Genomic DNA, 25,792 nt, shown 5'->3' on the forward strand with positions numbered 1-25,792 from the left:
GAGCGTCATGATGAGTGTCGATGAAAAACGTATTCGCGAATTCGCCTACCAGATCTGGGAGTCCGAGGGTAAGCCTGTAGGCGAGGAAGAGCGCCACTGGGACATGGCCCGCAAGCTAGCCGAGGCTGAGGCCCTGGCACCGAAGGCGGAGCCGCGCAAGCGGGCGCCGGCCAAGCCCAAGGTAGCAGCTGAGCCCAAAGCGCCTGCCGACCCCAAGGTAGCTGCCCTTCCGGGCGTCAAACCCGCTGCGGCGAAAAAGCCCCGGGCGGCGAAAAAACCGGCTGCCGGTTAAGCCTGCACCGGCCTCCTCGCGGGCTCGCCCGCTCCCACACGTACAGCATCAACCTCCTGCGCTGTGGAGGTACTGTGGGAGCGGGCAAGCCCGCGAAGAGGCCGGTGCAGGACTAAACAATTCCCCTTCCACCAAGGCCCCTGAGGATTGCCATGAGCCCTCGCACCCCAAAGAAAACCCGCTCAGTTGCCCCATCGCGCATCCGCGAAGGCCTGCCCTTCCCCCTTGGCGCCACCTGGGATGGCCTTGGGGTGAATTTCGCCCTGTTCTCGGCCAACGCCACCAAGGTCGAGCTGTGCCTGTTCGACTCCACCGGCGAACAGGAAATCGAGCGCATTGAACTGCCCGAGTACACTGACGAGATCTACCACGGCTACTTGCCCGACGCTCACCCCGGGCTTGTGTATGGCTACCGGGTATACGGCCCCTACGAGCCAGAGAACGGCCACCGCTTCAACCCCAACAAACTGCTGATCGACCCCTACGCCAAGCAGCTGGTCGGCAGCCTGAAATGGTCCGAGGCGCTGTTCGGCTACACCATCGGCCACCCCGACGGCGACCTGTCGTTCGACGAACGCGACAGCGCGCCCTTCGTGCCCAAATGCAAGGTGATCGACCCCGCGTTCACCTGGGGCCGCGACCAGCGCGTGCTCATCCCCTGGGAACGCACCATCATCTACGAAGCGCACACCCGCGGCATCAGCATGCGCCACCCGGCCGTACCGGAAGAGCTACGTGGCACCTTTGCTGGCCTGGCCAATGACGAGTTGCTCAAGCACATCAAGGAACTGGGCGTTTCCAGCATCGAGTTGCTGCCAATCCACGCCTTCGTCAACGACCAGCACCTGCTGGACAAAGGCCTGAACAACTACTGGGGCTACAACAGCATCGCCTTCTTCGCCCCCCACCCGCGCTACCTGGCCAGCGGCAAGATCGCCGAGTTCAAGGAAATGGTCGCGCACCTGCACGACGCCGGGCTGGAGGTGATTCTGGACGTGGTCTACAACCACACCGCCGAAGGTAACGAGCGTGGCCCCACCCTGTCGATGCGCGGCATCGACAACGCCTCGTACTACCGCCTGATGCCGGACGACAAGCGCTACTACATCAACGATTCCGGCACCGGCAACACCCTGGACCTGAGCCACCCCTGCGTGTTGCAACTGGTCACCGACTCGCTGCGCTACTGGGCCGGCGAAATGCATGTGGATGGCTTCCGCTTCGACCTGGCAACCATCCTGGGCCGTTACCGCGAAGGGTACAGCGAGCGCCACGGTTTCCTCGTTGCCTGCCGACAAGACCCGATGCTGAGCCAGGTCAAGCTGATTGCCGAACCTTGGGACTGCGGCCCCGGCGGCTATCAGGTGGGCAATTTCGCTCCGGGCTGGGCCGAATGGAACGACCGCTTCCGCGACACCGTGCGGGCGTTCTGGAAAGGCGACGAAGGCCAGCTGGCCGACTTTGCCTCGCGCATGACCGCCTCGGGCGATATGTTCAACAACCGTGGCCGGCGCCCGTATGCCTCGGTCAACTTCGTCACCGCCCACGATGGTTTCACCCTGCGCGACCTGGTGTCGTACAACCACAAGCACAACGAAGACAACGACGAGAACAATCAGGACGGCACCGACAACAACCTGTCGTGGAACTGCGGCGTGGAAGGGCCGACCGACGACCCGGGCATCAATGCCTTGCGCATGCGCCAGATGCGCAACTACTTCGCCACCTTGCTGCTGGCCCAAGGCACGCCGATGATCGTTGCCGGCGACGAGTTCAGCCGTACCCAGCACGGCAACAACAACGCCTACTGCCAGGACAGCGAGATCGGCTGGGTGAACTGGGACCTGGACCAGGACGGCGAGGAGCTGCTGGCCTTCGTCAAACGCCTCACCCGCCTGCGCCTGGCCTACCCGGTGCTGCGCCGCTCGCGCTTTCTGGTAGGCGACTACAATGAGGCCATCGGGGTCAAGGACGTGACTTGGCTGGCGCCCGATGGCAGCGAAATGAGCGTGGAGCAGTGGGAAGATCCGCACGGGCGTTGCCTGGGCATGCTCATCGACGGCCGTGCGCAGGTCAGCGGTATTGCCCGGCCCGGTGCCGAGGCCACGGTATTGCTGATCGTCAATGCTCACCATGACATCGTGCCGTTCAAGTTGCCGGCAGTGCCCGAGGGCGAATACTGGAGCTGCCTGGTCGATACCGACCGGCCGGAGCTGCGCAAGGGGCAGCACTTGCAGTTCGACAGCACGTTCGAGGTCAAAGGGCGGTCGATGCTGCTGATGGTGTTGCAGCACGAGGAAGACTGAATCACCTGGCAGTGCAGGTGAGCGCTAGCAATCATTCGTCATAGCCGGGGCGCGGCAAATAGCTAACCCGGCTATGCCCTACTTCTTTGCTCAAAAAATCAAGGGCTTGAGCCCAACCACGAAGCGTGAACAGTTCTTTCACGCTTTCTTGACGCAAGCGGCGTCGTCTCCTTAGCTGAAGATTATCTAGCAGTAAAGATCTCGCGCCGGGCCTCTAGCTCGCGCCTTTGTGCGCGCTTGCGAAGGCTGGCGTGCTGGTTTGGGTCGCCCCCTGTTTTTGCCGTACAGCTCGTGACAACAGGCCAGGTCCTCGGGCTGTAACTCTCAAAAACAAAGGAGATCCGCCATGAAATGCACCTCGAACCCCTTGCGCTTCGACAGCATTTTCTACGCGGTTTCCACGTCGCTGCTTCTGGCAACCCCGGTGGAAACGTTCGCGTACGAATTGCAGGGAGACCCCACCTCGCCCGGCTTTTTGCAGCAGGCTGCGGTGCCGCAGCTGTCGCTTGACCCGGTCAGCGCCAGTGGCCTGAGCATCGGCACGCTGAATGCCTTTTCACAGAAGATGAGCGAACGCCACGGGCAGGCGGCACCGGACCTGGTTGCCAGCCAGTGGGCGCAGTTTTTCCCGAGCACCTCGCGCAACGGCGCACAACCCCCGGAGCAGCTTGAGGCGCCCAGCCAGCAACTGATGATCGGCCCGGACCTGTTCGTGCGTGAAACGGCTGCGGGTAATGTGCACCGCGCAGGGATTTTCGTGGGGCACAACAACCTGCAAAGCAGCTTCAACGGCATGCGCCCACTGTTGGGCGACAAGCAGCGCAATGCGGTGAACCTGAGCGGGGAAAGCCTGGGCGTTTACTGGAGCATGACCCATGAACAGGGCTGGCACCTGGACGCCGTGGCCATGGGCTCGCGCATCGATGTGCTGGGGCGTGGCGAAAACGGCCAGCGCGTGGACGACAACGGCCACGCGATGACCTTTTCGGTGGAAGGTGGTTACCCGATTCGCCTGGGCGGCAACTGGGTGATCGAACCCCAGGCACAGTTGATCAACCAACAGTTCTTCCCCGGGAACCAGGTGCAGGAAGAAACCCTGCAGGCCTTTGACAGCCAGCCGAGCTGGAGTGGCCGGGTGGGTGCGAAATTGTCCGGGCGTTACGAAGTGCGCGGCATGCCGATCGAACCCTATGTGCGGACCAACGTGTGGTATGACTTCAGCAATGCCGACGAGGTGAAGCTGGACCAGGTCGACAAGATCTCCAGCTCGCGCTACTCGACCACGGTGGAATTGGGGTTGGGGCTGGTGGCGCGGGTGACGCCTTCGGTGGCCTTGTTTGTGAGTGCAGATTACAGCAGCGATGTGGATGACAATGACCTGAACGGGTTGATTGGTAGCCTTGGGGTGCGGATGCGGTGGTAGGCAGGCCCGGCCCTTTCGCGGGCATGCCTGCGAAAGGGCCAGTACCAACGACAGATCAAGCGGGCTTCATTACCAATACCCCGAGCGGCGGCAAGTTGAGAGCCAATGACAATGGCTGCCCATGGCTAGCCACCTCATCACTGGCCACCGCCCCCAGATTGCCCACATTCGACCCGGCATACAGCTCGGCATCACTGTTCAACAACTCCTGCCAACGCTCGCCAAACGGCACGCCAATCCGATACCCCTCACGCGGCACCGGGGTGAAGTTGGCCACCACCAGCACCGGCTCGCCACTGCTGCTCCAGCGCAGCCAGGCGTACACGCTGTTCTGCGCATCATCACCGATCAACCACTGGAAGCCCTGCGACTGACAGTCCTGCTCATGCAGTGCGGGCACCTCGCGGTACAGCCGGTTCAGATCGCTTACCAGCCGCTGCACACCTTGGTGCTCGGGGTACTGCAACAGATACCAGTCCAGTTCGCTGTCATGGTTCCACTCACGCCACTGGCCGAACTCGCAGCCCATGAACAGCAGCTTCTTGCCCGGGTGCGCCCACATGAAGGTGAGGTAGGCACGCAGGTTGGCGAACTTCTGCCAGCGGTCGCCGGGCATCTTGTCGATCAGCGAATGCTTGCCATGCACCACTTCGTCGTGGGAGATGGGCAGGATGAAGTGCTCGGAGTAGGCATAGATCAGCCCGAAGCTCATCTCGTTGTGGTGGTAGGTGCGGTGCACCGGGTCGTTCTGGATGTAATGCAGGGTGTCGTGCATCCAGCCCATGTTCCACTTGTAGGCAAAGCCCAGCCCGCCTTGCTGGGTCGGCTGGCTGACACCAGGCCAGGCGGTGGATTCCTCGGCGATGATGAGCGCGCCCGGGGCCTCGTGGGCAGCCACGCCGTTGAGGTGGCGGATGAAGTCGATGGCTTCCAGGTTCTCGCGCCCGCCGTAGCGGTTGGGCACCCACTCGCCGGCCTTGCGCGAGTAATCGCGGTACAACATGGAAGCCACCGCATCGACCCGCAGGCCGTCGATGTGGAAGTGCTTCAACCAGTGCAGGGCCGAGGCCATCATAAAGCCGCGCACTTCGTTGCGGCCCAGGTTGTAGATCAGGGTGTTCCAGTCCTGGTGGTAGCCTTCCAGGGGGTTGTCGTATTCGTACAGGGCGGTGCCGTCGAAGCGCGCCAGGCCGTGTTCATCGGTGGGGAAATGCGCGGGCACCCAGTCCAGCAGCACGCCAATGCCGCCCTGGTGGCAGGCATCGACGAAGGCGGCGAAGTCCTCGGCACTGCCGTAGCGAGAAGTAGGCGCGAACATCGACAGCGGCTGGTAGCCCCAGGAGCCGCCGAACGGGTGCTCCATGATCGGCAGCAGTTCGATGTGGGTGAAGCCCAGTTGCTGCACGTAAGGCACCAGGCGCTCGGCCAGTTCGCGCCAGTTGTAATAGCGCCCGACTTCGCCCGCTTCATCGAGCTCGCAGCGCCACGACCCGGGGTGCAGCTCGTAGATCGACAGCGGCGCGTTGTAGGTATGGCGCTGCGCGCGCTGTGCCATCCAGTCGTGGTCCTGCCAGTCGTGGCTCAGCGCATGGGCAACCTTGGACGCGGTGCTCGGCGGCAATTCGGTGGCGCGGGCCAGCGGGTCCGCCTTCAGCGGCAGAATCCCCTCCTTGCCCAGCACCTCGAACTTGTAGGTTTCGCCCACGCCCAGGCGCGGCACGAACAGCTCCCACACCCCGGCGCTGTGGCGCAGGCGCATGGGGTGGCGGCGGCCGTCCCAATTGTTGAAATCACCGACGACCGACACCCTGCGGGCATTGGGCGCCCACACCGAGAAGCACACGCCGTCGATGCCCTCGACCTGGATCGGCTGGGCGCCGAAACGCCCGGCCAAATCGCGGTGGTTGCCCTCGGCGAACAGGTACAGGTCCATGTCGCCAAGCTGTGGGCCAAAGCTGTAGGGGTCTTCAGTCACCTGCTCGCCGCCGGCCCAGCCGATGTGCAACAGGTAGGGCTGTGCCTCATCAAGGTGCGCGCTGAACAACCCGGGCAGGCTACCCTGCTCCATTTCGGCGAGAATGCGCCCGTCATGCCGCGCCAGGATGCGCACATTCAGGGCATTGGGCAGAAAGGCGCGAACAACCTGCCCGCCCGCGCCGTCGCCATGGGGGCCGAGTACCGCAAATGGATCGGCGTGTTCGGCGCGGGCCAGGGCGTCGAGGTCCCGTTGCCGAAGGCCACCGTTTTCACGCGTTGTAACGTTCATTCTGACTCTCCCCAGGTACTGATCAGTCCATGCAGGCCATGCAAAGGCACGGCCAGCCAGCTTGGACGGTTCTCGGCTTCGTATGTAATTTCGTAGGCGGCTTTTTCCAGGCAGAACAGTTCCAGTGCGGCGCGCTCGCCCTGGGTCTGTTGCCAGGCATGGGGCATGGCGGCGGTGGCCAGGCCATAGGCTTCGACGAAGGCGTGGCGCGACTGATGCAGGTACTGCCGGGCAACCCGCTGACGCGCCTGGCGCGCCGGGCCGGAAAGGTCTACCGCAGACGCGCTGCGCAAGATCATGGCAGCAGCATAGTCGAAGGATCGCAGCACGCCGCTCACATCCTTGTACGGGCTGTGTTTTGCCCGTCGCGCCTCCAGCGGCCGGGCCGGTTCGCCTTCGAAATCGATCAGGTAGGCATCGCCCTGCACCACCAGCACCTGGCCCAGGTGCAGGTCGCCGTGCACGCGCATCAGCAGGCCACCCTGGGCCTGCACGGCCAGCTGGCTAATGTGTTCGGCAAGGCCGTCGCGTTGTTGCTGCAGGTCGTCGACCAAGGCCTGGCTGTCGCTGTCAAGGTTGTCGCGATGCTGGGCCAACAAGTCGAGGGCACGGGTCAGTTCGGCGCTGATCTGGGTGGCCCAGTGCTGGCTGTCGCTGGCATCGCTGGGGCGCGTGCGGAACGCCTCATCGTCAGAGGGTGCCGCCAACAGCAGATGCATTTCACCCAGGCGCTGGCCAAGCAAGGCCGCGAAACCGCTGAGTTCGGCGAGCGCGTCGGTGTGCGGCTCGGCATCATTGGCGGTGGGCTCCATCTGGTCGCGGATCGCCCGCTCCAGGGTGTTCTGGGTCCAGGCCCAGGCATCGCCCTGGTTGTTCAGGTAGCCCTGGGCAATCATCAGCAAATGGGGCGCATGTTGTTCGTCCACCCGGCTGACCCAGGCCAGCAACGGCGAGATATTGGCAAAGCCGGCAGCGGTGAGGTAGGCACTCATTTCCAGTTCGGGGTGGATACCCGGGTTGACCCGGCGGATCAGCTTGAGCACCACCCGGTCGCCGATCACCACCGAGCTGTTGGACTGTTCGGCGCTGAGGTAGCGCACTGCACTTTCGTCGTTCAACGCCAGGCCTGCCAACGGCTCCGTGCTTTCGAAACGCAGCTCACCCTCGCCGTTGCCACACGGCAGGCGCATGCCCTCCTGGCAGGCGCGCAGCACGGCGCGGATGAAGGGTTCGAGGACGAAGGCATCGGTGATCAGGCCGACCTGATGGGCGCGGCGCACCCGCGACAGGGCCAGTTGCTGCGGCAGCGCGGTGTTGATGTCCTCTTCGCGCAACAGGCCGAACGGCAGCTGATACCGATTGGCCGTGCCGTCGCCGAGCACTTCGATTTCGCTGAGCAGAACTGGCGTGGTGGCGGTGCCGAAGCGTACGCCATAGCACAGCCTGACTGCGTCGATTGGCCCTTCCTTGCCGGCGAACCAGCGCCGTTTTGGCAAGTATTGCGGCAGGATGCTGTTTTGAAGGGTGTCGCTTGACGGAGCTTCCAGCAATTCTTCCATGCGTTTGCGCAGCACTAGCGTAGTCAATTCGGGTAACCCCTCGGTGGCCTGGACGTGCCAGCTGGGCATGCGGTCGTGCGAGGCCAGCAGGAACCAGTAGAAGGCATAGGGTGGCAAGGTGAGCAGGAACGGTAACTGGCCAATCGGCGGGAAGGCGCTGCCGCCGAGCATCTCCACCGGTACTTTGTCGGCGTAGTGTGACAATTCCAGTTCGGCGGCCTGGGCGGCACGGGAAACGTTGGCCACGCACAGGATCACCTCGGTATTGCCATCGGCATCGGTGTGCTCGCGGATATAGGCGAGGATACGCCGGTTGCTGGGCGTGAGCGTGCGCAAGCTGCCGCGACCAAAGGCCTTCTGCTGCTTGCGCACCGCCAGCATGCGCCGCGTCCAGTTCAGCAGCGAATGCGGGTCGTGGCTCTGGGCTTCGACGTTGACGGTCTGGTAGCCGTACAGCGGGTCCATGATCGGCGGCAACACCAGGCGCTGCGGGTCGGCGCGCGAAAAGCCGCCGTTGCGGTCTGGCGACCATTGCATGGGCGTGCGCACGCCATCGCGATCACCCAGGTAGATGTTGTCACCCATGCCCAGTTCGTCGCCGTAGTACAAGGTCGGCGTACCGGGCATCGACAGCAGCAAGCTGGTGAGCAGCTCGATACGCCGGCGGTCACGCTGCAGCAGTGGCGCCAGGCGCCGGCGGATGCCTAAGTTGATGCGGGCGCGGCGGTCTTCGGCGTAGTAGTTCCACAGGTAGTCGCGCTCGCGGTCGGTGACCATTTCCAGGGTCAGCTCATCGTGGTTGCGCAGGAAGATCGCCCATTGGCAGTTGGCGGGGATTTCCGGCGTCTGGCGCAGAATGTCGGTGATCGGAAAACGATCTTCCATGGCCAGGGCCATGTACATGCGCGGCATCAGCGGGAAATGGAAGGCCATATGGCACTCGTCGCCTTCGCCTTCGCCGAAGTACGGGCGGGTGTCCTCGGGCCACTGGTTGGCCTCGGCCAGCAGCATGCGGTCGGGGTAGTTGGCGTCGATTTCGGCGCGGATGGCCTTCAGGACATCGTGGGTTTCGGCGAGGTTTTCGTTGTTGGTGCCGTCACGTTCGATCAAATAGGGGATGGCATCCAGGCGCAGGCCGTCGACGCCCAGGTCGAGCCAGAAACGCATAACGCCGATCACCGCCTTGAGCACTTGGGGATTGTCGAAATTGAGGTCGGGCTGGTGCGAATAGAAGCGGTGCCAGAAGTACTGGCCGGCGACCGGGTCCCAGGTCCAGTTGGACTTTTCGGTGTCGAGAAAGATGATGCGCGTGCCGTCGTATTTCTGGTCATCGTCCGACCACACGTAGAAGTCCCTTGCCTTGCTGCCGCGCTTGGCATGGCGGGCACGCTGGAACCACGGGTGCTGGTCGCTGGTGTGGTTGATGACCAGTTCGGTGATCACCCGCAGGCCGCGCTTGTGGGCCTCGGCGATGAAACGGCGGGCGTCTGCCAGGCTGCCGTAATCAGGGTGCACGGCCTTGTATTCGGCGATGTCGTAGCCGTCGTCGCGCCGTGGCGAGGGGTAGAACGGCAGCAGCCACAGGGTGTTGACGCCCAGCTCGGCGATGTAGTCGAGCTTGCTGATCAGGCCCGCGAAGTCGCCGATGCCGTCGTTGTTCGAATCGAAGAACGACTTGATGTGCAGCTGGTAGATGACGGCGTCCTTGTACCACAGCGGGTCGTCGATGAAGGCTGCCGGGCGGGAACGCTTGGCCATGGGTGACTCCTTTCATTTTCCAGGTTCTTCGCGATCCTTGTAGGAGCGGCCTTGTGCCGCTCCTACAAGGCTTTTTCGATACGCCAGATACCGAATGGCTGGTGCCAGGGTTCGATGCGCATGAACTGGGTCTTGCCATACCACGACCAGCGGTGGCCGTTCATCAGGTCTTCGCCATGGGTTTCGGCGTTGTCGTCCAGGCCCAGCTCCCACAGCGGCAGCTCGAAATGCGCCTCTTGGGCGTTGTGCGGGTCGAGGCTGATTGCCACCAGGATGTAGTTGTCACGATCGGGCGTGCGTTTGGCGAAGTACAGGATGTTGTCGTTCCAGCAGTTGAAGAACGCCACGCCCAGGTGGGTTTGCAGCGCGGGGTTCTGGCGACGGATGCGGTTGAGCTGGGCGATCTCGGCAATGATGTTGCCAGGCTGGGTGAAGTCCCGTGGGCGGATTTCGTATTTCTCCGAATCCAGGTACTCCTCCTTGCCCGGCAGCGGCGTGCCTTCGCACAGCTCGAAGCCCGAATACATGCCCCACAGCCCCGAGCCCATGGTGGCCAGTGCGGCGCGGATGAGGAAGCCGGCGCGGCCGGAGGTATGCAGGAAGTACGGGTTGATATCCGGCGTGTTGACGAAAAAGTTGGGCCGGTAGCACTGGCTCCACGGCGGCTGGTTGAGCTGCTCGTAGAATTCGCGCAGCTCCTGTTTGGTGTTACGCCAGGTGAAATAGGTATAGCTCTGCGCATAGCCGACCTTGCCAAGCCGCGCCATCATGGCCGGCCGGGTGAAGGCCTCGGCAAGGAAGATCACGTCCGGGTGCCGGGCGCGCACGTCGGCAATCAGCCATTGCCAGAACGGCAGCGGTTTGGTGTGCGGGTTGTCGACGCGGAAGGTTTTTACGCCCTCCTCCACCCAGCCGATGATCACATCGCGCAGGGCCAGCCACAGGCCAGGCACTGCGTCGGGGGCGTAGAAGTCGACGTTGACGATGTCCTGGTACTTTTTCGGCGGGTTCTCGGCATAGCGGATGGTGCCGTCCGGACGCCAGCTGAACCAGCCCGGGTGCTCCTTGAGCCAAGGGTGGTCCTGAGAGCACTGGATGGCGAAGTCGAGGGCGATTTCCAGGCCGTGCTCGGCCGCCGCAGCCACCAAGCGGCGGAAGTCGTCGCGGCTGCCCAGTTGCGGGTGGATCGCGTCATGGCCACCTTCGGCGCTGCCGATGGCGTAAGGGCTGCCCGGGTCGCCCGGCTGGGCCGTGAGTGCGTTGTTGCGGCCTTTGCGATGTTGCATGCCAATGGGGTGGATGGGCGGAAAGTACAGCACGTCGAAGCCCATGTCGCGGATCATCGGCAGGCGTTCGTGCACATCATTGAACGTGCCGTGGCGCTTGGGGTCGTCAGTGATCGAGCGTGGGAACAACTCGTACCAGCTGGCAAACTGGGCTGCCGGGCGGTCGACATCAACGGGAAATTCACGGCTGCGGGCCAGGTAGCTGCGGTGCTCGGCTTCGCTCATCAGGCGTGCCGTTGTGGGATCGAGGAACAGCGCCACCTGGTCGTCAGCGCCCAGCGTGGCTAGGCGTTGCTGCGTGGCTTGCAGTTCTTCCCGCAGGGCACCGTTGCACAGGTCGATGCCTTTGCCCAGCATCAACCGGCCCTCTTCCAGCTCCAGCGTTACCTCGACACCGGCGTGGTACTTTTTCTCCAGGTCGTGGCAGTAAGTAGCGTAGGGGTCGACCCAGGCTTCGATGCTGAACAGGTGGGGGCCCAGCTCGGTGGGGGTGAAGTCGGCCAGCCAAAGGTCATTGCCTGGTGACTGCATGGGCACGCAATGCCAGCGGCGGCTGTTGGCCTGGCGCCAGTTGAGCATCACCGCCAGGCGGTCGTGGCCATCGCAATAGACTTTGCTGCTGACCGCCACCGGCTGGCCGCTGATGGCCTTGGCCGCGAAGGTGCCTGCTTCGAGCACGGGTTGGGTGTCTTCGATCACGATACGCGGCGCCAGCAGCGCCTGGGACAAGCTGATGGCCTGATCCGCATGATCATTCGCCGTGGGCACGCTCTCAAAGGGCTCGTTACGTGACATCGACCTTGCTCCCTCAGGCTGGTGGCGGTAAGGGTTCAGAGCCGGGCACAGGCGTGGGGTTCAAAAAAATTGAGCGAACGGCAGCTACGCGAAGTCGAAGCCTGCAGCACCTCTTCATTCACCCACGCGAGGTCAGGCCATGAACATTCCCATTCCACCGGAAACCCCCGATCCCAACATCGACGACCCCAGCTTGCCGCCGCCCATGCCGGAAGAAGAACCGGACGAGCTGCCGATCAAGCCGACTGTGCCACCGACGGTGGGCGACCCGCCGAGCCAGGAGCCACCGGTGAAAGCCTAAGGGTAGACCACTATCTTGTGCTGGCAGGGCCGGCCCTTTCGCGGCTAAAGCCGCGAAGAGGCCGGTTGAGCCCATGCATCAACCAGCCGTTGCAGCCGAAATCTCCGCCACACTGATCTCCCGCATGCGGAACTTCTGCACCTTGCCCGTCACCGTCATCGGGTATTCGTCAACGAAACGGATATGCCGTGGCACCTTGAAGTGTGCAATGCGTGCCTTGCACCAGCCCTGCAGCTCCTCCACGGTGGCGCTGTGCCCGGGGTGCAGCTTGATCCAGGCCACAATCTCTTCGCCGTATCGGCTGCACGGAATGCCGATCACCTGCGCATCGGCCACCGCCGGGTGGGTGTAGAAGAACTCTTCCAGTTCACGCGGGTAAATATTCTCGCCGCCGCGAATGATCATGTCCTTGTTGCGCCCGACGATGCGCACGTAACCGTGCGCGTCCATCACCGCCAGGTCGCCCGAGTGCATCCACCCCGCCGGGTCGATGGCGTCCGCCGTCGCTTGGGGGTTGTTCCAGTAACCCAGCATCACGCTGTAACCACGGGTGCACAGCTCGCCGATCTCACCGCGCGGGACGATGCAGCCGTCGGCGTCCACCAGCTTGTTCTCTAGCTGCGGCTGGGTGCGGCCGACGGTAGTCACGCGTAGCTCCAACTCATCGTCGGGGCCGGTTTGCAGCGATACCGGGCTGGTTTCGGTCATGCCATAGGCAATTTGCACTTCGGCCATGTGCATCTGGTCGATGACCCGGCGCATGACTTCGATCGGGCAAGTGGCGCCGGCCATGATGCCGCTGCGCAGGGTCGACAGGTCCATGCCTTGGCGAGCCGGGTGATCGAGCATGGCGATGAACATGGTCGGCACGCCGTACAGGATGCTGGCACGCTCCTCGGCCACGGCGCGCAGGGTGAGTTCGGCGTCGAAGGCATCGTTGGGGTAGATCATGGTGCTGCCGTGGGTGATGCAACCGAGGTTGGCCATGACCATGCCGAAGCAGTGATACAGCGGCACCGGGATCACCATGCGGTCGCGCACGGTCAGGCCCAGGCTTTCGCCGACCATGAAGCCGTTGTTGAGGATGTTGTAGTGGCTGAGCGTGGCGCCCTTGGGCGCGCCGGTGGTGCCGGAGGTGTACTGGATGTTCACCGGCTGGTCGCACTGCAGGCTTTGCTGACGAGCGGTGTAGGCCTCTGTCGAGGTCTGCCCTGCCCTCTCAACCAGCGCTTGCCAAGGCAGGAAGCCGCCAGGCGGGTTGGCCGCCAGACTGATGACCCCGCGCAACTCGGGCAGGCATTCGCAGGCCAGTTCGCCTGGCGTGGCACTGGCCAGCTCCGGCGCCAGTTCCTGGACCATGGCGTGATAATCGGAGGTCTTGAAGGCATCGGCGCACACTAGCCAGCGGCAGGCGGACTGGCGCAACACGTATTCCAGTTCGCCCACGCGGTAGGCGGGGTTGATGTTGACGAGAATGGCGCCGACCTTGGCGCTGGCCAGTTGCAGGACGCACCACTGCGCGCAGTTAGGTGACCAGATGCCGACCCGGTCCCCGGTGTTGACGCCCAGGGCCATCAGGGCGCGGGCATGGGTATCGACCTGCTCGGCCAGCTGTCGCCAGCTGTAGCGCAAGCCCTGATGACGCGACACCAGCGCCTCGCTGTCAGTACAGCGGGCCACCGTGGCATCGAAGGCCTGGCCGATAGTCTGGGTCAGCAAGGCTTGGTCCTGGCGACCGCGGGTATAGCTCGGTTGACTCATGGGTGTCCCTTCTTGTGGTTGTTCTGGGCACGGCTGAAGCAGCGGGAATACTCTGGCGCAGATTTACGTTTACGTAAAGGTGACGACTGGATTGACAGCAACCCTCCGCATGTTTACGTTAACGTAAAGGTGATGAACGACACCCACTTGCAGGCAGCGCGCCGAACTCTGTGGGAGCGGGCTTGCCCGCGAATGCGATCGATCAGGCAATGACGGTGACCCTGCCGACGCATTCGCGGGCAAGCCCGCTCCCACAGGGGTCGGGGGTTGGATCCGCAAGCTACGGTGTAACCCAATTTCAAGAACAAGAAGGTGCCCCAGCATGCATTACCCCTCCCTGAACTTCGCCCTGGGCGAAACCATCGACATGCTCCGCGACCAGGTCCGTGCCTTCGTCGCGACAGAACTGGCCCCGCGCGCCGCACAAATCGACCACGACAACCTGTTCCCTGCCGACATGTGGCGCAAGTTCGGCGACATGGGCCTGCTGGGCATCACCGTGTCGGAAGAGTACGGCGGCGCTGGCCTGGGCTACCTGGCCCACGTGGTGTCGATGGAAGAAATCAGCCGTGGCTCAGCCTCGGTGGCACTGTCTTACGGCGCCCATTCCAACCTGTGCGTCAACCAGATCAACCGCAACGGCACCCATGAGCAGAAGCTCAAGTACCTGCCCAAGCTGATCAGCGGCGAGCACATCGGCGCGCTGGCCATGAGCGAGCCCAACGCCGGCTCCGACGTCGTGTCGATGAAGCTGCGTGCCGAGAAGCGCGGCGATCATTATGTGCTCAACGGCAGCAAGACCTGGATCACCAACGGCCCCGACGCCAACACCTACGTGATCTATGCCAAGACCGACCTGGACAAAGGCCCGCACGGCATCACCGCCTTCATCGTCGAACGTGACTGGAAAGGTTTCAGCCGCAGCAACAAGTTCGACAAACTGGGCATGCGCGGCTCCAACACCTGCGAGCTGTTCTTCGACGGTGTGGAAGTGCCGCAGGAGAACATTCTCGGCCAGCTCAACGGTGGCGTGCGCGTGCTGATGAGTGGTCTGGACTACGAGCGCGTGGTGCTGTCCGGCGGCCCGACCGGCATCATGCAAAGCTGCATGGACCTGGTGGTCCCCTACATTCATGACCGCAAGCAGTTCGGCCAAAGCATCGGCGAGTTCCAGCTGATACAGGGCAAGATTGCCGACATGTACACCCAGCTCAACGCCAGCCGTGCCTACCTGTACGCCGTGGCCCAGGCTTGCGACCGTGGCGAGACAACCCGCAAGGACGCCGCCGGGGTCATCCTGTACACCGCCGAACGCGCCACGCAAATGGCCCTGGAGGCGATCCAGATTCTCGGCGGCAACGGATACATCAACGAATTCCCGGCCGGCCGCCTGCTGCGCGACGCCAAGCTGTACGAAATCGGTGCCGGCACCAGCGAAATCCGCCGGATGCTGATCGGCCGCGAACTGTTCAACGAAACCCGCTGAACATAAAGGACGGGCGCACATGGCTACCTTGCACACCCAGATCAACCCGCGTTCGGCGGAGTTCGCCGGCAACAGCGCGGCCATGCTTGAACAGGTCCAGGCCCTGCGCGGCCTGCTTGCCCAGGTGGCCCAGGGCGGCGGGCCCAAAGCCCAGGAGCGGCACACTTCACGCGGCAAATTGCTGCCACGCGAGCGTATCGATCGCCTGCTGGACCCAGGCTCGCCGTTCCTCGAAATCGGCCAGCTGGCAGCCCATGAGGTGTACGGCGAAGACGTGCCGGCTGCGGGCGTGATTGCGGGTATCGGCCGCGTCGAAGGCGTGGAATGCATGATCGTGGCCAACGACGCCACGGTGAAGGGCGGTTCGTACTACCCGCTGACGGTGAAAAAGCACCTGCGCGCGCAGGCCATCGCCCTGCAAAACCGTCTGCCATGCATTTACCTGGTGGACTCGGGCGGCGCCAACCTGCCGCGCCAGGACGAAGTATTCCCGGACCGCGAGCACTTCGGCCGGATCTTCTTCAACCAGGCCAACATGAGCGCGCAGGGCATCCCGCAGATCGCCGTGGTGATGGGTTCGTGTACCGCTGGCGGTGCGTATGTGCCGGCCATGGCCGACGAAGCGATCATGGTACGCCAACAGGCAACGATCTTCCTCGCCGGCCCACCGCTGGTAAAAGCCGCCACCGGTGAGGTGGTCAGCGCCGAAGACCTCGGCGGCGCCGATGTGCACTGCCGCACCAGCGGCGTGGCCGACCACTATGCCGACAACGACGAACACGCCCTGGCGATCGCCCGGCGCAGCGTGGCCAACCTCAACTGGCACAAGCTGGGCAAGCTGCAGCGCCTGGCCCCGGTGGCGCCGCTGTATGCGGCCGACGAGCTGTATGGCGTGGTGCCGGCCGATGCCAAGCAGCCGTTCGATGTACGTGAGGTGATCGCTCGGCTGGTCGATGGCTCGGTGTTCGATGAGTTCAAGGCGCTGTTCGGCACCACCCTGGTGTGCGGTTTCGCCCACCTGCATGGCTACCCGGTGGCGATTTTGGCCAACAATGGCATCCTGTTCGCCGAAGCCGCGCAAAAAGGCGCGCACTTCATCGAACTGGCCTGCCAGCGCGGCATCCCGCTGCTGTTCCTGCAAAACATCACCGGCTTCATGGTCGGCAAGAAGTACGAAGAAGGCGGCATCGCCAAGCACGGTGCCAAGTTGGTGACCGCCGTGGCCTGCGCCCAGGTGCCCAAGTTCACGGTCATCATCGGCGGCAGCTTCGGTGCCGGCAACTATGGCATGTGTGGCCGCGCCTACGACCCGCGTTTCCTGTGGATGTGGCCCAACGCACGCATTGGCGTGATGGGCGCCGAACAGGCCGCAGGCGTGCTGGCCCAGGTCAAGCGCGAGCAAAGTGAGCGTAGCGGCCAGCCGTTCAGTGCCGAGGACGAGGCCAGGCTCAAGCAGCCGATCCTCGACCAGTACGAGCACCAGGGCCACCCCTACTACTCCAGCGCTCGCCTGTGGGACGACGGCGTCATCGACCCGGCACAAACCCGCGACGTGCTTGGCCTGGCGTTGTCTGCCGCGCTGAACGCGCCGATCGAACAGAGCCGCTTCGGCATTTTCCGGATGTGACCCATGAGCGATTTCAGCACCCTCGAAGTGATCCGCGACCCACGCGGTTTCGCCACCCTGTGGCTGAGCCGCGAGGACAAGAACAACGCCTTCAATGCGCAGATGATCCGCGAGCTGATCGTGGCCATCGACCAGTTGGCCGAAGACGCCAGCCTGCGTTTCGTGCTGCTGCGCGGCCGTGGCCGGCACTTCAGCGCCGGCGCCGACCTGGACTGGATGCAGCAATCGGCGCAGCTGGATTTCAACACCAACCTGGATGATGCCCACGAACTGGGCGAACTGATGTACGCCCTGCACCGCCTCAAGGCCCCTACCCTGGCCGTGGTGCAAGGTGCAGCCTTTGGCGGCGCGCTGGGCCTGATCAGTTGCTGCGACATGGCCATTGGCGCCGAAGACGCCCAGCTGTGCCTGTCGGAAGTACGTATCGGCCTGGCCCCGGCGGTCATCAGCCCGTTCGTGGTCAAGGCGATGGGGGAACGCGCGACACGCCGCTATGCCCTCACTGCCGAGCGTTTCAATGGCGTGCGGGCCCGCGAGCTGGGCTTGTTGGCGGAGGTGTATCCGGCCAGCGAACTGGACGCTCAGGTCGAGTCCTGGGTAACCAACCTGCTGCAGAACAGCCCGCAGGCGTTGCGCGCCACCAAGGACCTGCTGCGCGAAGTGGACGACGGCGAACTCAGCCCGGCCCTGCGTCGCTACTGCGAGAACACCATCGCCCGCATCCGCGTCAGCGCCGAAGGCCAGGAAGGCCTGCGCGCCTTCCTGGAAAAACGCCGCCCCGCCTGGCAAACCGATGACAAGAAGGAGCCGCGCCCATGAGCCGCCCCGTTTTGACCACCCTGCTGGTCGCCAACCGCGGCGAAATCGCCTGCCGGGTAATGCGTACCGCCAAGGCCATGGGCCTGACCACCGTCGCCGTGCACAGCGCCACCGACCGTGACGCACGGCACAGCCGCGAAGCGGATATCCGCGTTGACCTGGGCGGCACCAAGGCCGCCGAAAGCTACCTGCTGGTCGAAAAACTGTTGGCCGCCGCCAAGGCCAGTGGCGCCCAGGCCATCCACCCGGGCTATGGCTTCCTGTCCGAGAACGCAGGCTTCGCACGCGCCATCGAACAGGCCGGGCTGATCTTCCTTGGCCCACCGGCCAGCGCCATCGATGCCATGGGCAGCAAGTCGGCAGCCAAGGCGCTGATGGAGGCTGCCGGGGTGCCGCTGGTGCCGGGCTACCACGGTGAAGCGCAGGACTTGGACACCTTCCGCGCCGCTGCCGAACGCATTGGCTACCCGGTGCTGCTCAAGGCCAGTGCCGGCGGCGGCGGCAAGGGCATGAAAGTGGTCGAGGAAGAAAGCCAGCTCGCCGACGCCCTGGCTTCTGCCCAGCGTGAAGCACAGTCGTCGTTCGGCGATGCGCGCATGCTGGTTGAAAAGTACGTGCTCAAGCCTCGCCACGTAGAGATCCAGGTGTTCGCCGACCAGCACGGCAACTGCCTGTACCTCAACGAACGCGACTGCTCCATTCAGCGCCGCCACCAGAAAGTGGTCGAAGAAGCCCCTGCTCCCGGCCTGTCACCTGAACTGCGCCGGGCCATGGGTGAGGCGGCAGTACGCGCAGCCCAGGCCATCGGCTATGTAGGAGCCGGTACCGTAGAGTTTCTGCTCGACGCTCGCGGTGAGTTCTTCTTCATGGAGATGAACACCCGCCTGCAGGTAGAACACCCGGTCACCGAGGCCATCACCGGCCTGGACCTGGTGGCCTGGCAGATTCGCGTGGCCTGCGGTGAGGCGTTGCCGATTACCCAGGAACAGGTGCCGCTGATCGGCCACGCCATCGAAGTGCGCTTGTATGCCGAAGACCCGGCCAACGAATTCCTGCCGGCGACCGGCAAGCTGGCGCTGTACCGTGAGTCGGCGCCGGGTGAAGGCCGGCGGGTGGACAGTGGGGTCAGTGAAGGTGACGTGGTGTCGCCGTTCTACGACCCGATGCTGGGCAAGCTGATCGCCTGGGGCGAGGACCGCGAACAGGCCAGCCTGCGCTTGCTGGCCATGCTCGACGAGTTCGCCATTGGCGGGCTGAAAACCAACATCGCCTTCCTGCGCCGCATTCTGGCCCACCCGGCATTTGCTGACGCTGAGTTGGATACCGGCTTCATTCCGCGTCACCAGGAGGTGTTGCTACCAGCGCCAAACGCACTGCCGGCCAGCTTCTGGGAGGCAGCAGCCGAAGCCTGGCTGCAATGCCAGGCCGGGCATCAGCGTGAGGACGACCGCCGTTCGCCGTGGGGTGAGCGCAACGGCTTGCGCTTGGGCCTGCCGGCACGCACCAGCCTGCACTTGGTAAGCAGCGGGCAGGACCAGGCGGTTGCCCTGGAGCGCAGCGCTACGTCCACCTACCAGCTGGTGGGCGAACAGCTGGTGCATGACCAGGCCGGTGTGCGCCGCCAGCACCTGGCGATCCGCCGGGGTGGCACGCTTTACCTGCACTGGGATGGCGAGATGCACGCCATTGAGGCCTTCGACCCGATTGCCGAAGCCGAGGCCAGCCACAGCCATCAGGGCGGCTTGGGCGCGCCCATGAACGGCAGCATCGTGCGGGTACTGGTCGAGCCGGGGCAAGTGGTGGAAGCAGGTGCCGCGCTGGTGGTGCTGGAAGCCATGAAGATGGAGCACAGCATTCGTGCGCCGCATGGCGGGACGGTGAACGCGTTGTTCTGCCAGGAAGGGGATATGGTCAGCGAAGGGACGGTGCTGGTCGAGCTGACAGAGTGAGGTCAGCGGGGGCTGCTTTGCAGCCCCTTCATTCTAGAAGGCACCGTGCACTCGCACGACCACTCCGAGAAACTCGCAACCTTCTTCACAGAGCAGCGTCGGGTAGTTGTTATTGAGGGCCTTCAGGTACCGCTGCCCGCCGTCCTCAGCCAACTCGCGAAAAATCGCGGGTTTGCCCGGCTGACGAGCGATAACCAAACGCCCCGCCTCAACCTCCACCCCAGGATCAACCAGCATCCGCATGCCCTGTGGCACACTGCGACCACTGACGGCGCTCATCGCGTCATTCTCAACTGTCAGCCAGAATGCTTTGCCTTGGGCCAGGTAATCCGTCTGTTCGAACACGGTGGGCTCCTCAGCATCTGTAGCACCCAACTCACTCCAGTCCTTGACCGGGTAGCGAAAACACACGATGTACTGCATGAGGTCCAGGTCGTCCTCGGCATCATCCACCCCGTAGGCGCCACGCTCCTCGCCAACCTGGCCCTGAATGCGCAGCTGCAGACTGACGTTGTAATGGGGCATGCCAATTTCGACAAACGTGCGGTTCATCGACTCGATCTTCGGCTGACGCCGCTTGTTCACCCAATGCCCCACACTGCCTTGAGACACACCAACGCGCTCGGCAAGCTGCTCCTGGGTGAGCCCTAGCTCCTCCATCCGGTCGCGGACGAGGGCAATCCATTTATCCATATTCATCGCTGGCACGATACGGACTGCCTTCAGGCGCTCAATAAACATTCAGTATTATTTATCTCAACGCATAAAAATACTCTAGGTATTAGTATCGGGTTCACCCTTTACTTACTGGCTCTAGCAGGTATCAGGATGAAACCATCGAAAAACGACGAAACAGATCTCGACAGCGAAGCAGCCCGTCGCGCGCTCGACTACTACCTCAACCCCAACCCGCCACGCCCCACGCTGGACAACAAGATCTGGACCTTGCACGAGGGCGTAACCGGCGACCAAGCCCAGGAGCACGCCATCGCCCTGCTGCGCTGCGCTGCCGCCACCGCCCAGGAAACAGCCACCCACCAGCACGGCAGCCAGCGCGAGCTGACCTTCGCCCTGATGCACATGATGGACATGGCCCGCGCACTGCTGGAGCACAAACGCGCCGCAGAACCGGGTTTATAGGCAAGAAAGAAGGGAGAAAACGTGATAGCCGCGTAACGGCAAAGGCCCCGATTGCCGGGACAAGGAAGCGCATCGGTAAAACTTTTTTACCGAAAGGACGAAAATTCATTTGACTGGCAAATGATAACGATTATTATTGCACTCAGCTGATCGCGAGATCCGCTGGATAACCTGGAGCTTAGGTCGCTCTCAGATTATCTCCTCATCAGGCTAATCACGGTTTTTGACCCGGCTTTTTGCCGGGTCTTTTTTTTTGGCTCTTCAGGCTAATGAAGATCGTGATGGCGCGCATGATAGCAAAGGTGTTTCAGGGCGTGAACGCTCATTACAAAACTTTGCGGAATCAGCAGTTGAGAATCAATCTCGTTTCGTCTACGCTGATCAGGCATCAAGGAAGATGCCCCCATCCCCTCCCCCCCTTTGTAGAGCAAGGAGCTGTCCATGACCCGTCTGCTACTGCCCCTTGAGCACCCAGGCCCGGTTGCCGAACATGATGCCGATCACGCCCTGCTGCATGCCCTGAAGCGGCTGCCCCGGCGCGTACAGCAAGTGTTCCTGCTCAACCGCCTCGATCAACTGGACTTCGCCAGCATTGCCGCCCGCCTCGACCTGCCATTGGCCAGTGTCGAGCGGAACATGGAACAGGCCCTGCAGGCCGGCCGCTCGCGCCGGGATGTACTGGCAAGTGTTGCCGGGCAATGGTATGTGCGCTTGCAAAGCCCTCAGGTAACAGCGTGCGAGCGGATCGACTTTCGTCGCTGGCTGGACGCGGACCAGGCGAACTTGCAGGCGTTCTACGAGACGGAATTGCGTTGGCGCAGCCTGCTGGCACCGGCTCGGCAGCTTGGCCACGACGGCTGGTACCGGCAAGGCCGGGCGGCGTTGTCGCTGGGCGGTTGTTCGGTTGCGGTCGGGCTGGGTGTGGCGGCGTTGGTGCTGTTTGGGTTGTGGGGCTGATCACCCCCCGAAGGCTCTGTACGAATAGAGATGCCACAAACACCGCATGAAAAAAGCCAGCGAGACCCATTAGCGGCGTTTGCGAGGACGGCCACGTTGGTTTGTCGGAAAGCTGACATTATCTAACTGAAAGTGGGCTTGCAATCGCGGCCAAAAGCACGGCAATGAGCTTTTTGTGAAAGCAGGGCGTTCGACTTGGATGCATCTTAGGCCCTGTGTGAAAAGTCTGAAACGAAGGTAAGGCAAGGCGAAAAACAGCCGAGGTGTCGCCAGACTTTGCGGGTTGTGAGTGAACATTCGAGGCCGTTCTCACGCTGCGTCACCGAGTTTCAAGATTTCCACACAGATCCTATTGCCCTCTATTCCGTACAGATCTGATCATGCCTATATCAAGTATTACATCTCAGTCGCGAGTATCCACTTTTACACCTGATAACGCTCCCGCCCGGACGGTTAATGAAGCCGAACCCAAAGCTGTAAAAAACGAAAAAATCTATCAAAATACGCTCACAATGATCAGTGAGCGATATCAAGATTTCAGCCCGAAGACGGAGCTTGGCTTCCAACAACGGCCTGGTGTGACCGCAGATATAGAACCCATTTCCAAACAGGATCTTATTTCCATACTAGAACACATCAAGACCGACGATAAGTTATTTGAAAATTGCAAAAATAAATCAGCTAAAGCCCCTTTTTTCAACAAGTTTTACTTGATGTCTAACCCGGAGCAGGGCTGGAATCTGCGCCTTCACAATTTTAGTGTCAGAGGTAGCGGTCTCGGAGGAGAGGATAGCCCTCACTATCATCGCTGGACCCTGGGATCAAGCGTGCTGGCGGGAGGATACATCAACGTCAACTACCAAGAAGGCCCGAAAACAGATTCAACCTCACTAAGAGATAGTTACTCAAAATATGAACTCGGCGCATCAAAGTCGCAAACAGACGCTGGAGCCCGTGAGGCAAAATTCATTTCAGAAGCCGAGATGAAAGTCACAGATAAAACATTGTACGCGCAAGGTAGTCTTAATCACTTCCCCATAGCTACACCTCACAGCGTAGAATCCCACGGGAACGTCATGGGAACTACCCTGACACTTGCCCACACGAGTAAAGCGGTTTCCGAAAATTCGATTGCGTTCGAAAAATCCAATGATATTAAAGAAATTCCGCAGATAAAGATCGAAAGCAATGAAACTTTCAAGGCCATGCTCCAGGACCAGATAACTCATCTACAGGTACTTGTGTTAAGCGATCACCTGAATACTTCACTGGCGGAAAAATTTGAACAAGGCTTCCCTCTCACAAGTGGAGAGGAGAAACATCTAGCCGACTATAAAGAACCAAATTACGTAGAAACCTCACTTCTACCAGCGCTCGCCATTTACCAGATGGAAACGCACAACGACATTGGGCACCGTGAGTTTTCCGACGACACCGTACAGCTGATTGATACTGCACTGGCTGAAATAGATCGTGAATCCTTGGACGCGTTGATCGCAAACAACCAGCACGACCTCTACGACAAGCAACTCACCGTTGAAATCAGCGATCCTGAATTGGCTAGACAGTTGAGTGAACGCGCCAGTCAAACAATTTCGATACACTGATCAATTCTACAAACGATCACCCTTGGAGGGTTAATGTCGGTCAGTTAAGTAATTTGGCGTGAGGCGCGTTCGACAGGGCATTCGTATATCTGTACGATCGTCCTGCACCTCGCGATGCGCCGCACGGGCGGCGCGCCATAAACAGGCGCTGCTAATGCCTTGACGAGCTCTGATCAACGCAACCTGTTTAACTGACTGGTATTCTCGAAGGGTGGTCTATCCAAGGATCGATTGCCGCAAAAAATTTTTACAACCCTGCCCCATAACGTAAAGCGTGCTTCCTGAAGCACCTGTACGCTTCATCCAGGGTGATCGCCTCCGAACTCAATTCTACTTCTTACGTGAACTGATTTCAGGGGGAACTATCACCTAGCCCTCGCGCCATATCGTGCCACTCATGAACTCCGAACGACGTCATAACAAAATAAACGTTCAAATTCTCATAAATTTGAGCGCTTTTTGAAAGACAAGGCCATAGGCGAAATCTAGGCTGCAAGAAAAAGTCCACGCTGAACTCAGTGTCAAATTCACCCTCACTGTTTCAATTGTCAAGGCTGTGCCGTAGGCACCTGCTGAATATGCTAGTGAATAGCAGATACCCTCAACCGCATGCAGAGCCATGAGTCAATCACACGCCTTTAAATGCCGAACACTGATGTCTCAAGGCGTCAGCGGTGGGCATTTCAGAATTGCAAATTAAATAGCACTCTAGAAAAGCTTGCCTTTAACCCCCAAGAGAGAACTGACAATGCACCCCAACATCTCGGAAACCTTGCGCACATCATTGATAAGTCTCGGACTTCCTCCGGAAAGAATCGGCACATTCGACCATCACTCCTCCATAGAGCTAAACTTCAAAACCATCAGCCCAATAATTATTACAATAAAAAATGACATGACCTGGATATGGAGCAAACTTGAAGACTTGAATAGCATCAACATAAGTTTTCATGCAGAAAAACTACTCGACTTACTGCAGCACGCCTTGCCAGGTGTATTGACGGGCCAAGCAGTACTGGGAAAAGCGAATAATGGCTACGAGATAAAAGCACTGCTCGCAGAAGAATGCATCGAATCACCGGACACGCTACGCCTGGCACTGAATGAGTTCTACAGCCTGATCATGTCAGTCCACAAAGCACTCAATCATTGAACCACACCCCACAACCTCAACTGCGTTACACAGGCGACTAAGCATGCCGATTAATAACAATATAAAATTCGTTCCGCCAACCACCGTAAAAGACCAAGTCGAGAGCAGCAACTCAAAAAACGCCGATTTTGTCAAAAACTTTGATTTCGCAATAAACAACTCCACTGATATTGCATCAAATGAAACGTCTACACTGACCCACACCAAACCGGCAGGTCCGCACACACTGAGAGCGACGAAGAAGCTCGCCATGAAACAAACTATTGACGGAAGAAGAGTTCTTTATAGCCCGTGCGACGTGCTCATTAAAGAACTGGGCACTGCTGCCAGCATATTGCATAGAGTCGTTTCAAACCTGAGTCCCGACAGTCAAACAATCATCGCTGCCCGTTTACTGGGAGAAGAAGGCCTGCTCGAAGGAAGAACAATTGCAGATTTGCTCGCTACGCTACAGCGAGCCAGTACAAAGAACACGGTATCCAGTGCACAGACTGCCAGTGCTACAGACAGAGCCGCGGTAATTGCTCTGATGGGAGACATCGGCGTATTTTACTCCCGCCCTGCCGACGTGAAGATGGAGTTGCTGACCGAGTTTAACAGTCTGCTGATAGCAGCGGGCCTGCATGTGCCAGAGGAACCAGAAATGGAAATCATGCGAGAGACTGGAGGCTCTCGCACTGTAGGGCCAGATAAAAAGTCTGAGCGAAAAGTAGTGACTTTCGACGCTGGCGTAGACATCCCTTTCCGAACGGGCATTCACAATATGGGGCTGGAAGCAGATAAAATACTAGGCATTACTGAACACAATCGTATTCCAGAAATCCGTTGGCCGGTCTTCGACATCAGTACGGCCCGCATCCAGCAAACTACAGAGCCGTTTGCCGGGCACATGTCAGGTTCTCCGGCCGAGATTTTACAGACCTGGGACATGTTATGCGGGGTTAAAGGAGAGGACCAGTATGTGGGCGCCCTCACCCGTAATTCGGTTCGCCAAGCGGGTGAAGAGTTCCGTCACCCCCTGTCTGACTTGACATCGGTCGAGCAAGCGCAGCGCTATGCTCGTGCGGCGGGTGCCAGTGCCTTTTTGGTTGGTCTGGGCTACCACAGCACCGTCGAAGTGCTTGAGGGCATTCTCGTCTACTTGGGGCAAAGCATGAGGGCAGAGGGAACGCTGTCTCAATCACAACGTGATGCCGCTCATGTGTTTGGGCATGGCGCAGCGACGGATCTCATAACCGAATTATTTAAAACCAATACAGCGCAATAGCGCGCTGTTTAAAATGCCCAAGCGACGGCATTCATCCAGT

General features: G+C 61.0%; 18 protein-coding genes. 13 read left to right on the plus strand and 5 right to left on the minus strand.

Features of this window, described 5'->3' with window-relative positions:
- Positions 1-10 precede the first annotated feature (10 nt).
- The 3 genes from D906_RS01480 (at position 11) to D906_RS01490 (ending at position 4,021) form a co-directional block, all read left to right on the plus strand.
- Positions 11-292 carry a DUF2934 domain-containing protein gene (locus D906_RS01480; RefSeq protein WP_371059035.1) on the plus strand — a complete coding sequence of 94 codons (282 nt, stop codon included), beginning with the start codon at positions 11-13 and terminating at the stop codon, positions 290-292.
- 152 nt (positions 293-444) lie between these two features.
- On the plus strand, positions 445-2,598 hold the full coding sequence (gene glgX, locus D906_RS01485) for a glycogen debranching protein GlgX (protein ID WP_019096701.1): 2,154 nt from the start codon (positions 445-447) through the stop codon (positions 2,596-2,598).
- Positions 2,599-2,944: 346 nt separating this feature from the next.
- The gene (locus tag D906_RS01490; protein WP_019096700.1) at positions 2,945-4,021 is read left to right on the plus strand and encodes an autotransporter outer membrane beta-barrel domain-containing protein; all 1,077 of its coding nucleotides are present in this window, start codon (positions 2,945-2,947) and stop codon (positions 4,019-4,021) included.
- 55 nt (positions 4,022-4,076) lie between these two features.
- On the opposite strand, the gene glgB is transcribed toward D906_RS01490, so the two are convergent.
- The 3 genes from glgB to D906_RS01505 form a co-directional block, all read right to left on the minus strand.
- Entirely contained in the window at positions 4,077-6,287 is a 2,211-nt protein-coding gene (gene glgB, locus D906_RS01495; RefSeq protein ID WP_027615040.1) for a 1,4-alpha-glucan branching protein GlgB, read from the minus strand.
- Complete coding sequence (gene treS / locus D906_RS01500; RefSeq protein WP_027608779.1) at positions 6,284-9,604, minus strand: maltose alpha-D-glucosyltransferase; 3,321 nt, start codon at positions 9,602-9,604, stop codon at positions 6,284-6,286. The genes glgB and treS overlap by 4 nt, the downstream gene beginning before the upstream one ends.
- 62 nt (positions 9,605-9,666) lie before the next feature.
- Complete coding sequence (locus tag D906_RS01505) at positions 9,667-11,685, minus strand: alpha-1,4-glucan--maltose-1-phosphate maltosyltransferase (protein WP_025753429.1); 2,019 nt, start codon at positions 11,683-11,685, stop codon at positions 9,667-9,669.
- Positions 11,686-11,824: 139 nt separating this feature from the next.
- Between D906_RS01505 and D906_RS26575 the strand changes: the two genes are divergently transcribed.
- Positions 11,825-11,986, plus strand: coding sequence for a hypothetical protein (locus tag D906_RS26575; protein ID WP_176431001.1), 162 nt, complete (start codon positions 11,825-11,827; stop codon positions 11,984-11,986).
- Between the two features lie 78 nt (positions 11,987-12,064).
- Here the strand turns inward: D906_RS26575 and D906_RS01510 are convergent, their stop codons facing one another.
- Complete coding sequence (locus D906_RS01510; protein WP_025753427.1) at positions 12,065-13,747, minus strand: AMP-binding protein; 1,683 nt, start codon at positions 13,745-13,747, stop codon at positions 12,065-12,067.
- A 322-nt stretch (positions 13,748-14,069) separates the two neighbouring features.
- On the opposite strand from D906_RS01510, the gene D906_RS01520 reads away from it, so the two are divergent.
- Genes D906_RS01520 through D906_RS01535 form a run of 4 tightly spaced genes read left to right on the plus strand, consistent with a single transcriptional unit; the run spans position 14,070 to position 19,628 of the window.
- Complete coding sequence (locus D906_RS01520; protein ID WP_016711544.1) at positions 14,070-15,233, plus strand: isovaleryl-CoA dehydrogenase; 1,164 nt, start codon at positions 14,070-14,072, stop codon at positions 15,231-15,233.
- Between the two features lie 19 nt (positions 15,234-15,252).
- Positions 15,253-16,860, plus strand: a complete 1,608-nt coding sequence (locus D906_RS01525) for a carboxyl transferase domain-containing protein (protein ID WP_016711545.1) — start codon at positions 15,253-15,255, stop codon at positions 16,858-16,860.
- A 3-nt stretch (positions 16,861-16,863) separates the two neighbouring features.
- Positions 16,864-17,679 (plus strand): gamma-carboxygeranoyl-CoA hydratase, encoded by an 816-nt coding sequence (locus tag D906_RS01530; RefSeq protein WP_027615041.1) that lies wholly within the window; start codon positions 16,864-16,866, stop codon positions 17,677-17,679.
- Positions 17,676-19,628, plus strand: a complete 1,953-nt coding sequence (locus D906_RS01535) for an acetyl/propionyl/methylcrotonyl-CoA carboxylase subunit alpha (protein WP_097156127.1) — start codon at positions 17,676-17,678, stop codon at positions 19,626-19,628. Before D906_RS01530 ends, D906_RS01535 begins: the two co-directional genes overlap by 4 nt.
- 33 nt (positions 19,629-19,661) lie before the next feature.
- On the opposite strand, the gene D906_RS01540 is transcribed toward D906_RS01535, so the two are convergent.
- Positions 19,662-20,369 (minus strand): S24 family peptidase, encoded by a 708-nt coding sequence (locus tag D906_RS01540; protein WP_033693091.1) that lies wholly within the window; start codon positions 20,367-20,369, stop codon positions 19,662-19,664.
- A gap of 87 nt (positions 20,370-20,456) precedes the next feature.
- Between D906_RS01540 and D906_RS01545 the strand changes: the two genes are divergently transcribed.
- The 5 genes from D906_RS01545 (at position 20,457) to D906_RS01565 (ending at position 25,752) form a co-directional block, all read left to right on the plus strand.
- Positions 20,457-20,768 (plus strand): DUF6124 family protein, encoded by a 312-nt coding sequence (locus tag D906_RS01545; RefSeq protein WP_016711549.1) that lies wholly within the window; start codon positions 20,457-20,459, stop codon positions 20,766-20,768.
- Positions 20,769-21,209: 441 nt separating this feature from the next.
- The gene (locus D906_RS01550; protein ID WP_019096341.1) at positions 21,210-21,725 is read left to right on the plus strand and encodes a DUF4880 domain-containing protein; all 516 of its coding nucleotides are present in this window, start codon (positions 21,210-21,212) and stop codon (positions 21,723-21,725) included.
- A gap of 380 nt (positions 21,726-22,105) precedes the next feature.
- Complete coding sequence (locus D906_RS01555; RefSeq protein ID WP_143503486.1) at positions 22,106-23,332, plus strand: hypothetical protein; 1,227 nt, start codon at positions 22,106-22,108, stop codon at positions 23,330-23,332.
- A gap of 748 nt (positions 23,333-24,080) precedes the next feature.
- Positions 24,081-24,485 carry a hypothetical protein gene (locus D906_RS01560; RefSeq protein WP_019096343.1) on the plus strand — a complete coding sequence of 135 codons (405 nt, stop codon included), beginning with the start codon at positions 24,081-24,083 and terminating at the stop codon, positions 24,483-24,485.
- 43 nt (positions 24,486-24,528) lie between these two features.
- Complete coding sequence (locus tag D906_RS01565; RefSeq protein ID WP_027615043.1) at positions 24,529-25,752, plus strand: hypothetical protein; 1,224 nt, start codon at positions 24,529-24,531, stop codon at positions 25,750-25,752.
- The last annotated feature ends 40 nt before the right edge of the window (positions 25,753-25,792 follow it).

The organism is Pseudomonas sp. LAIL14HWK12:I1, assembly GCF_003202095.1.
In the GTDB taxonomy this organism is placed as follows: Bacteria; Pseudomonadota; Gammaproteobacteria; order Pseudomonadales; family Pseudomonadaceae; genus Aquipseudomonas; species Aquipseudomonas monteilii.

Excerpts from the sequence above, each read along its gene's own strand:
- D906_RS01480 (WP_371059035.1), top strand. The coding sequence starts at position 11 with ATGAGTGTCGATGAAAAACGTATTCGCGAATTCGCCTACCAGATCTGG.
- glgX (WP_019096701.1), top strand. The coding sequence starts at position 445 with ATGAGCCCTCGCACCCCAAAGAAAACCCGCTCAGTTGCCCCATCGCGC.
- D906_RS01490 (WP_019096700.1), top strand. The coding sequence starts at position 2,945 with ATGAAATGCACCTCGAACCCCTTGCGCTTCGACAGCATTTTCTACGCG.
- glgB (WP_027615040.1), bottom strand. The coding sequence starts at position 6,287 with ATGAACGTTACAACGCGTGAAAACGGTGGCCTTCGGCAACGGGACCTC.
- treS (WP_027608779.1), bottom strand. The coding sequence starts at position 9,604 with ATGGCCAAGCGTTCCCGCCCGGCAGCCTTCATCGACGACCCGCTGTGG.
- D906_RS01505 (WP_025753429.1), bottom strand. The coding sequence starts at position 11,685 with ATGTCACGTAACGAGCCCTTTGAGAGCGTGCCCACGGCGAATGATCAT.
- D906_RS26575 (WP_176431001.1), top strand. The coding sequence starts at position 11,825 with ATGAACATTCCCATTCCACCGGAAACCCCCGATCCCAACATCGACGAC.
- D906_RS01510 (WP_025753427.1), bottom strand. The coding sequence starts at position 13,747 with ATGAGTCAACCGAGCTATACCCGCGGTCGCCAGGACCAAGCCTTGCTG.
- D906_RS01520 (WP_016711544.1), top strand. The coding sequence starts at position 14,070 with ATGCATTACCCCTCCCTGAACTTCGCCCTGGGCGAAACCATCGACATG.
- D906_RS01525 (WP_016711545.1), top strand. The coding sequence starts at position 15,253 with ATGGCTACCTTGCACACCCAGATCAACCCGCGTTCGGCGGAGTTCGCC.
- D906_RS01530 (WP_027615041.1), top strand. The coding sequence starts at position 16,864 with ATGAGCGATTTCAGCACCCTCGAAGTGATCCGCGACCCACGCGGTTTC.
- D906_RS01535 (WP_097156127.1), top strand. The coding sequence starts at position 17,676 with ATGAGCCGCCCCGTTTTGACCACCCTGCTGGTCGCCAACCGCGGCGAA.
- D906_RS01540 (WP_033693091.1), bottom strand. The coding sequence starts at position 20,369 with ATGTTTATTGAGCGCCTGAAGGCAGTCCGTATCGTGCCAGCGATGAAT.
- D906_RS01545 (WP_016711549.1), top strand. The coding sequence starts at position 20,457 with ATGAAACCATCGAAAAACGACGAAACAGATCTCGACAGCGAAGCAGCC.
- D906_RS01550 (WP_019096341.1), top strand. The coding sequence starts at position 21,210 with ATGACCCGTCTGCTACTGCCCCTTGAGCACCCAGGCCCGGTTGCCGAA.
- D906_RS01555 (WP_143503486.1), top strand. The coding sequence starts at position 22,106 with ATGCCTATATCAAGTATTACATCTCAGTCGCGAGTATCCACTTTTACA.
- D906_RS01560 (WP_019096343.1), top strand. The coding sequence starts at position 24,081 with ATGCACCCCAACATCTCGGAAACCTTGCGCACATCATTGATAAGTCTC.
- D906_RS01565 (WP_027615043.1), top strand. The coding sequence starts at position 24,529 with ATGCCGATTAATAACAATATAAAATTCGTTCCGCCAACCACCGTAAAA.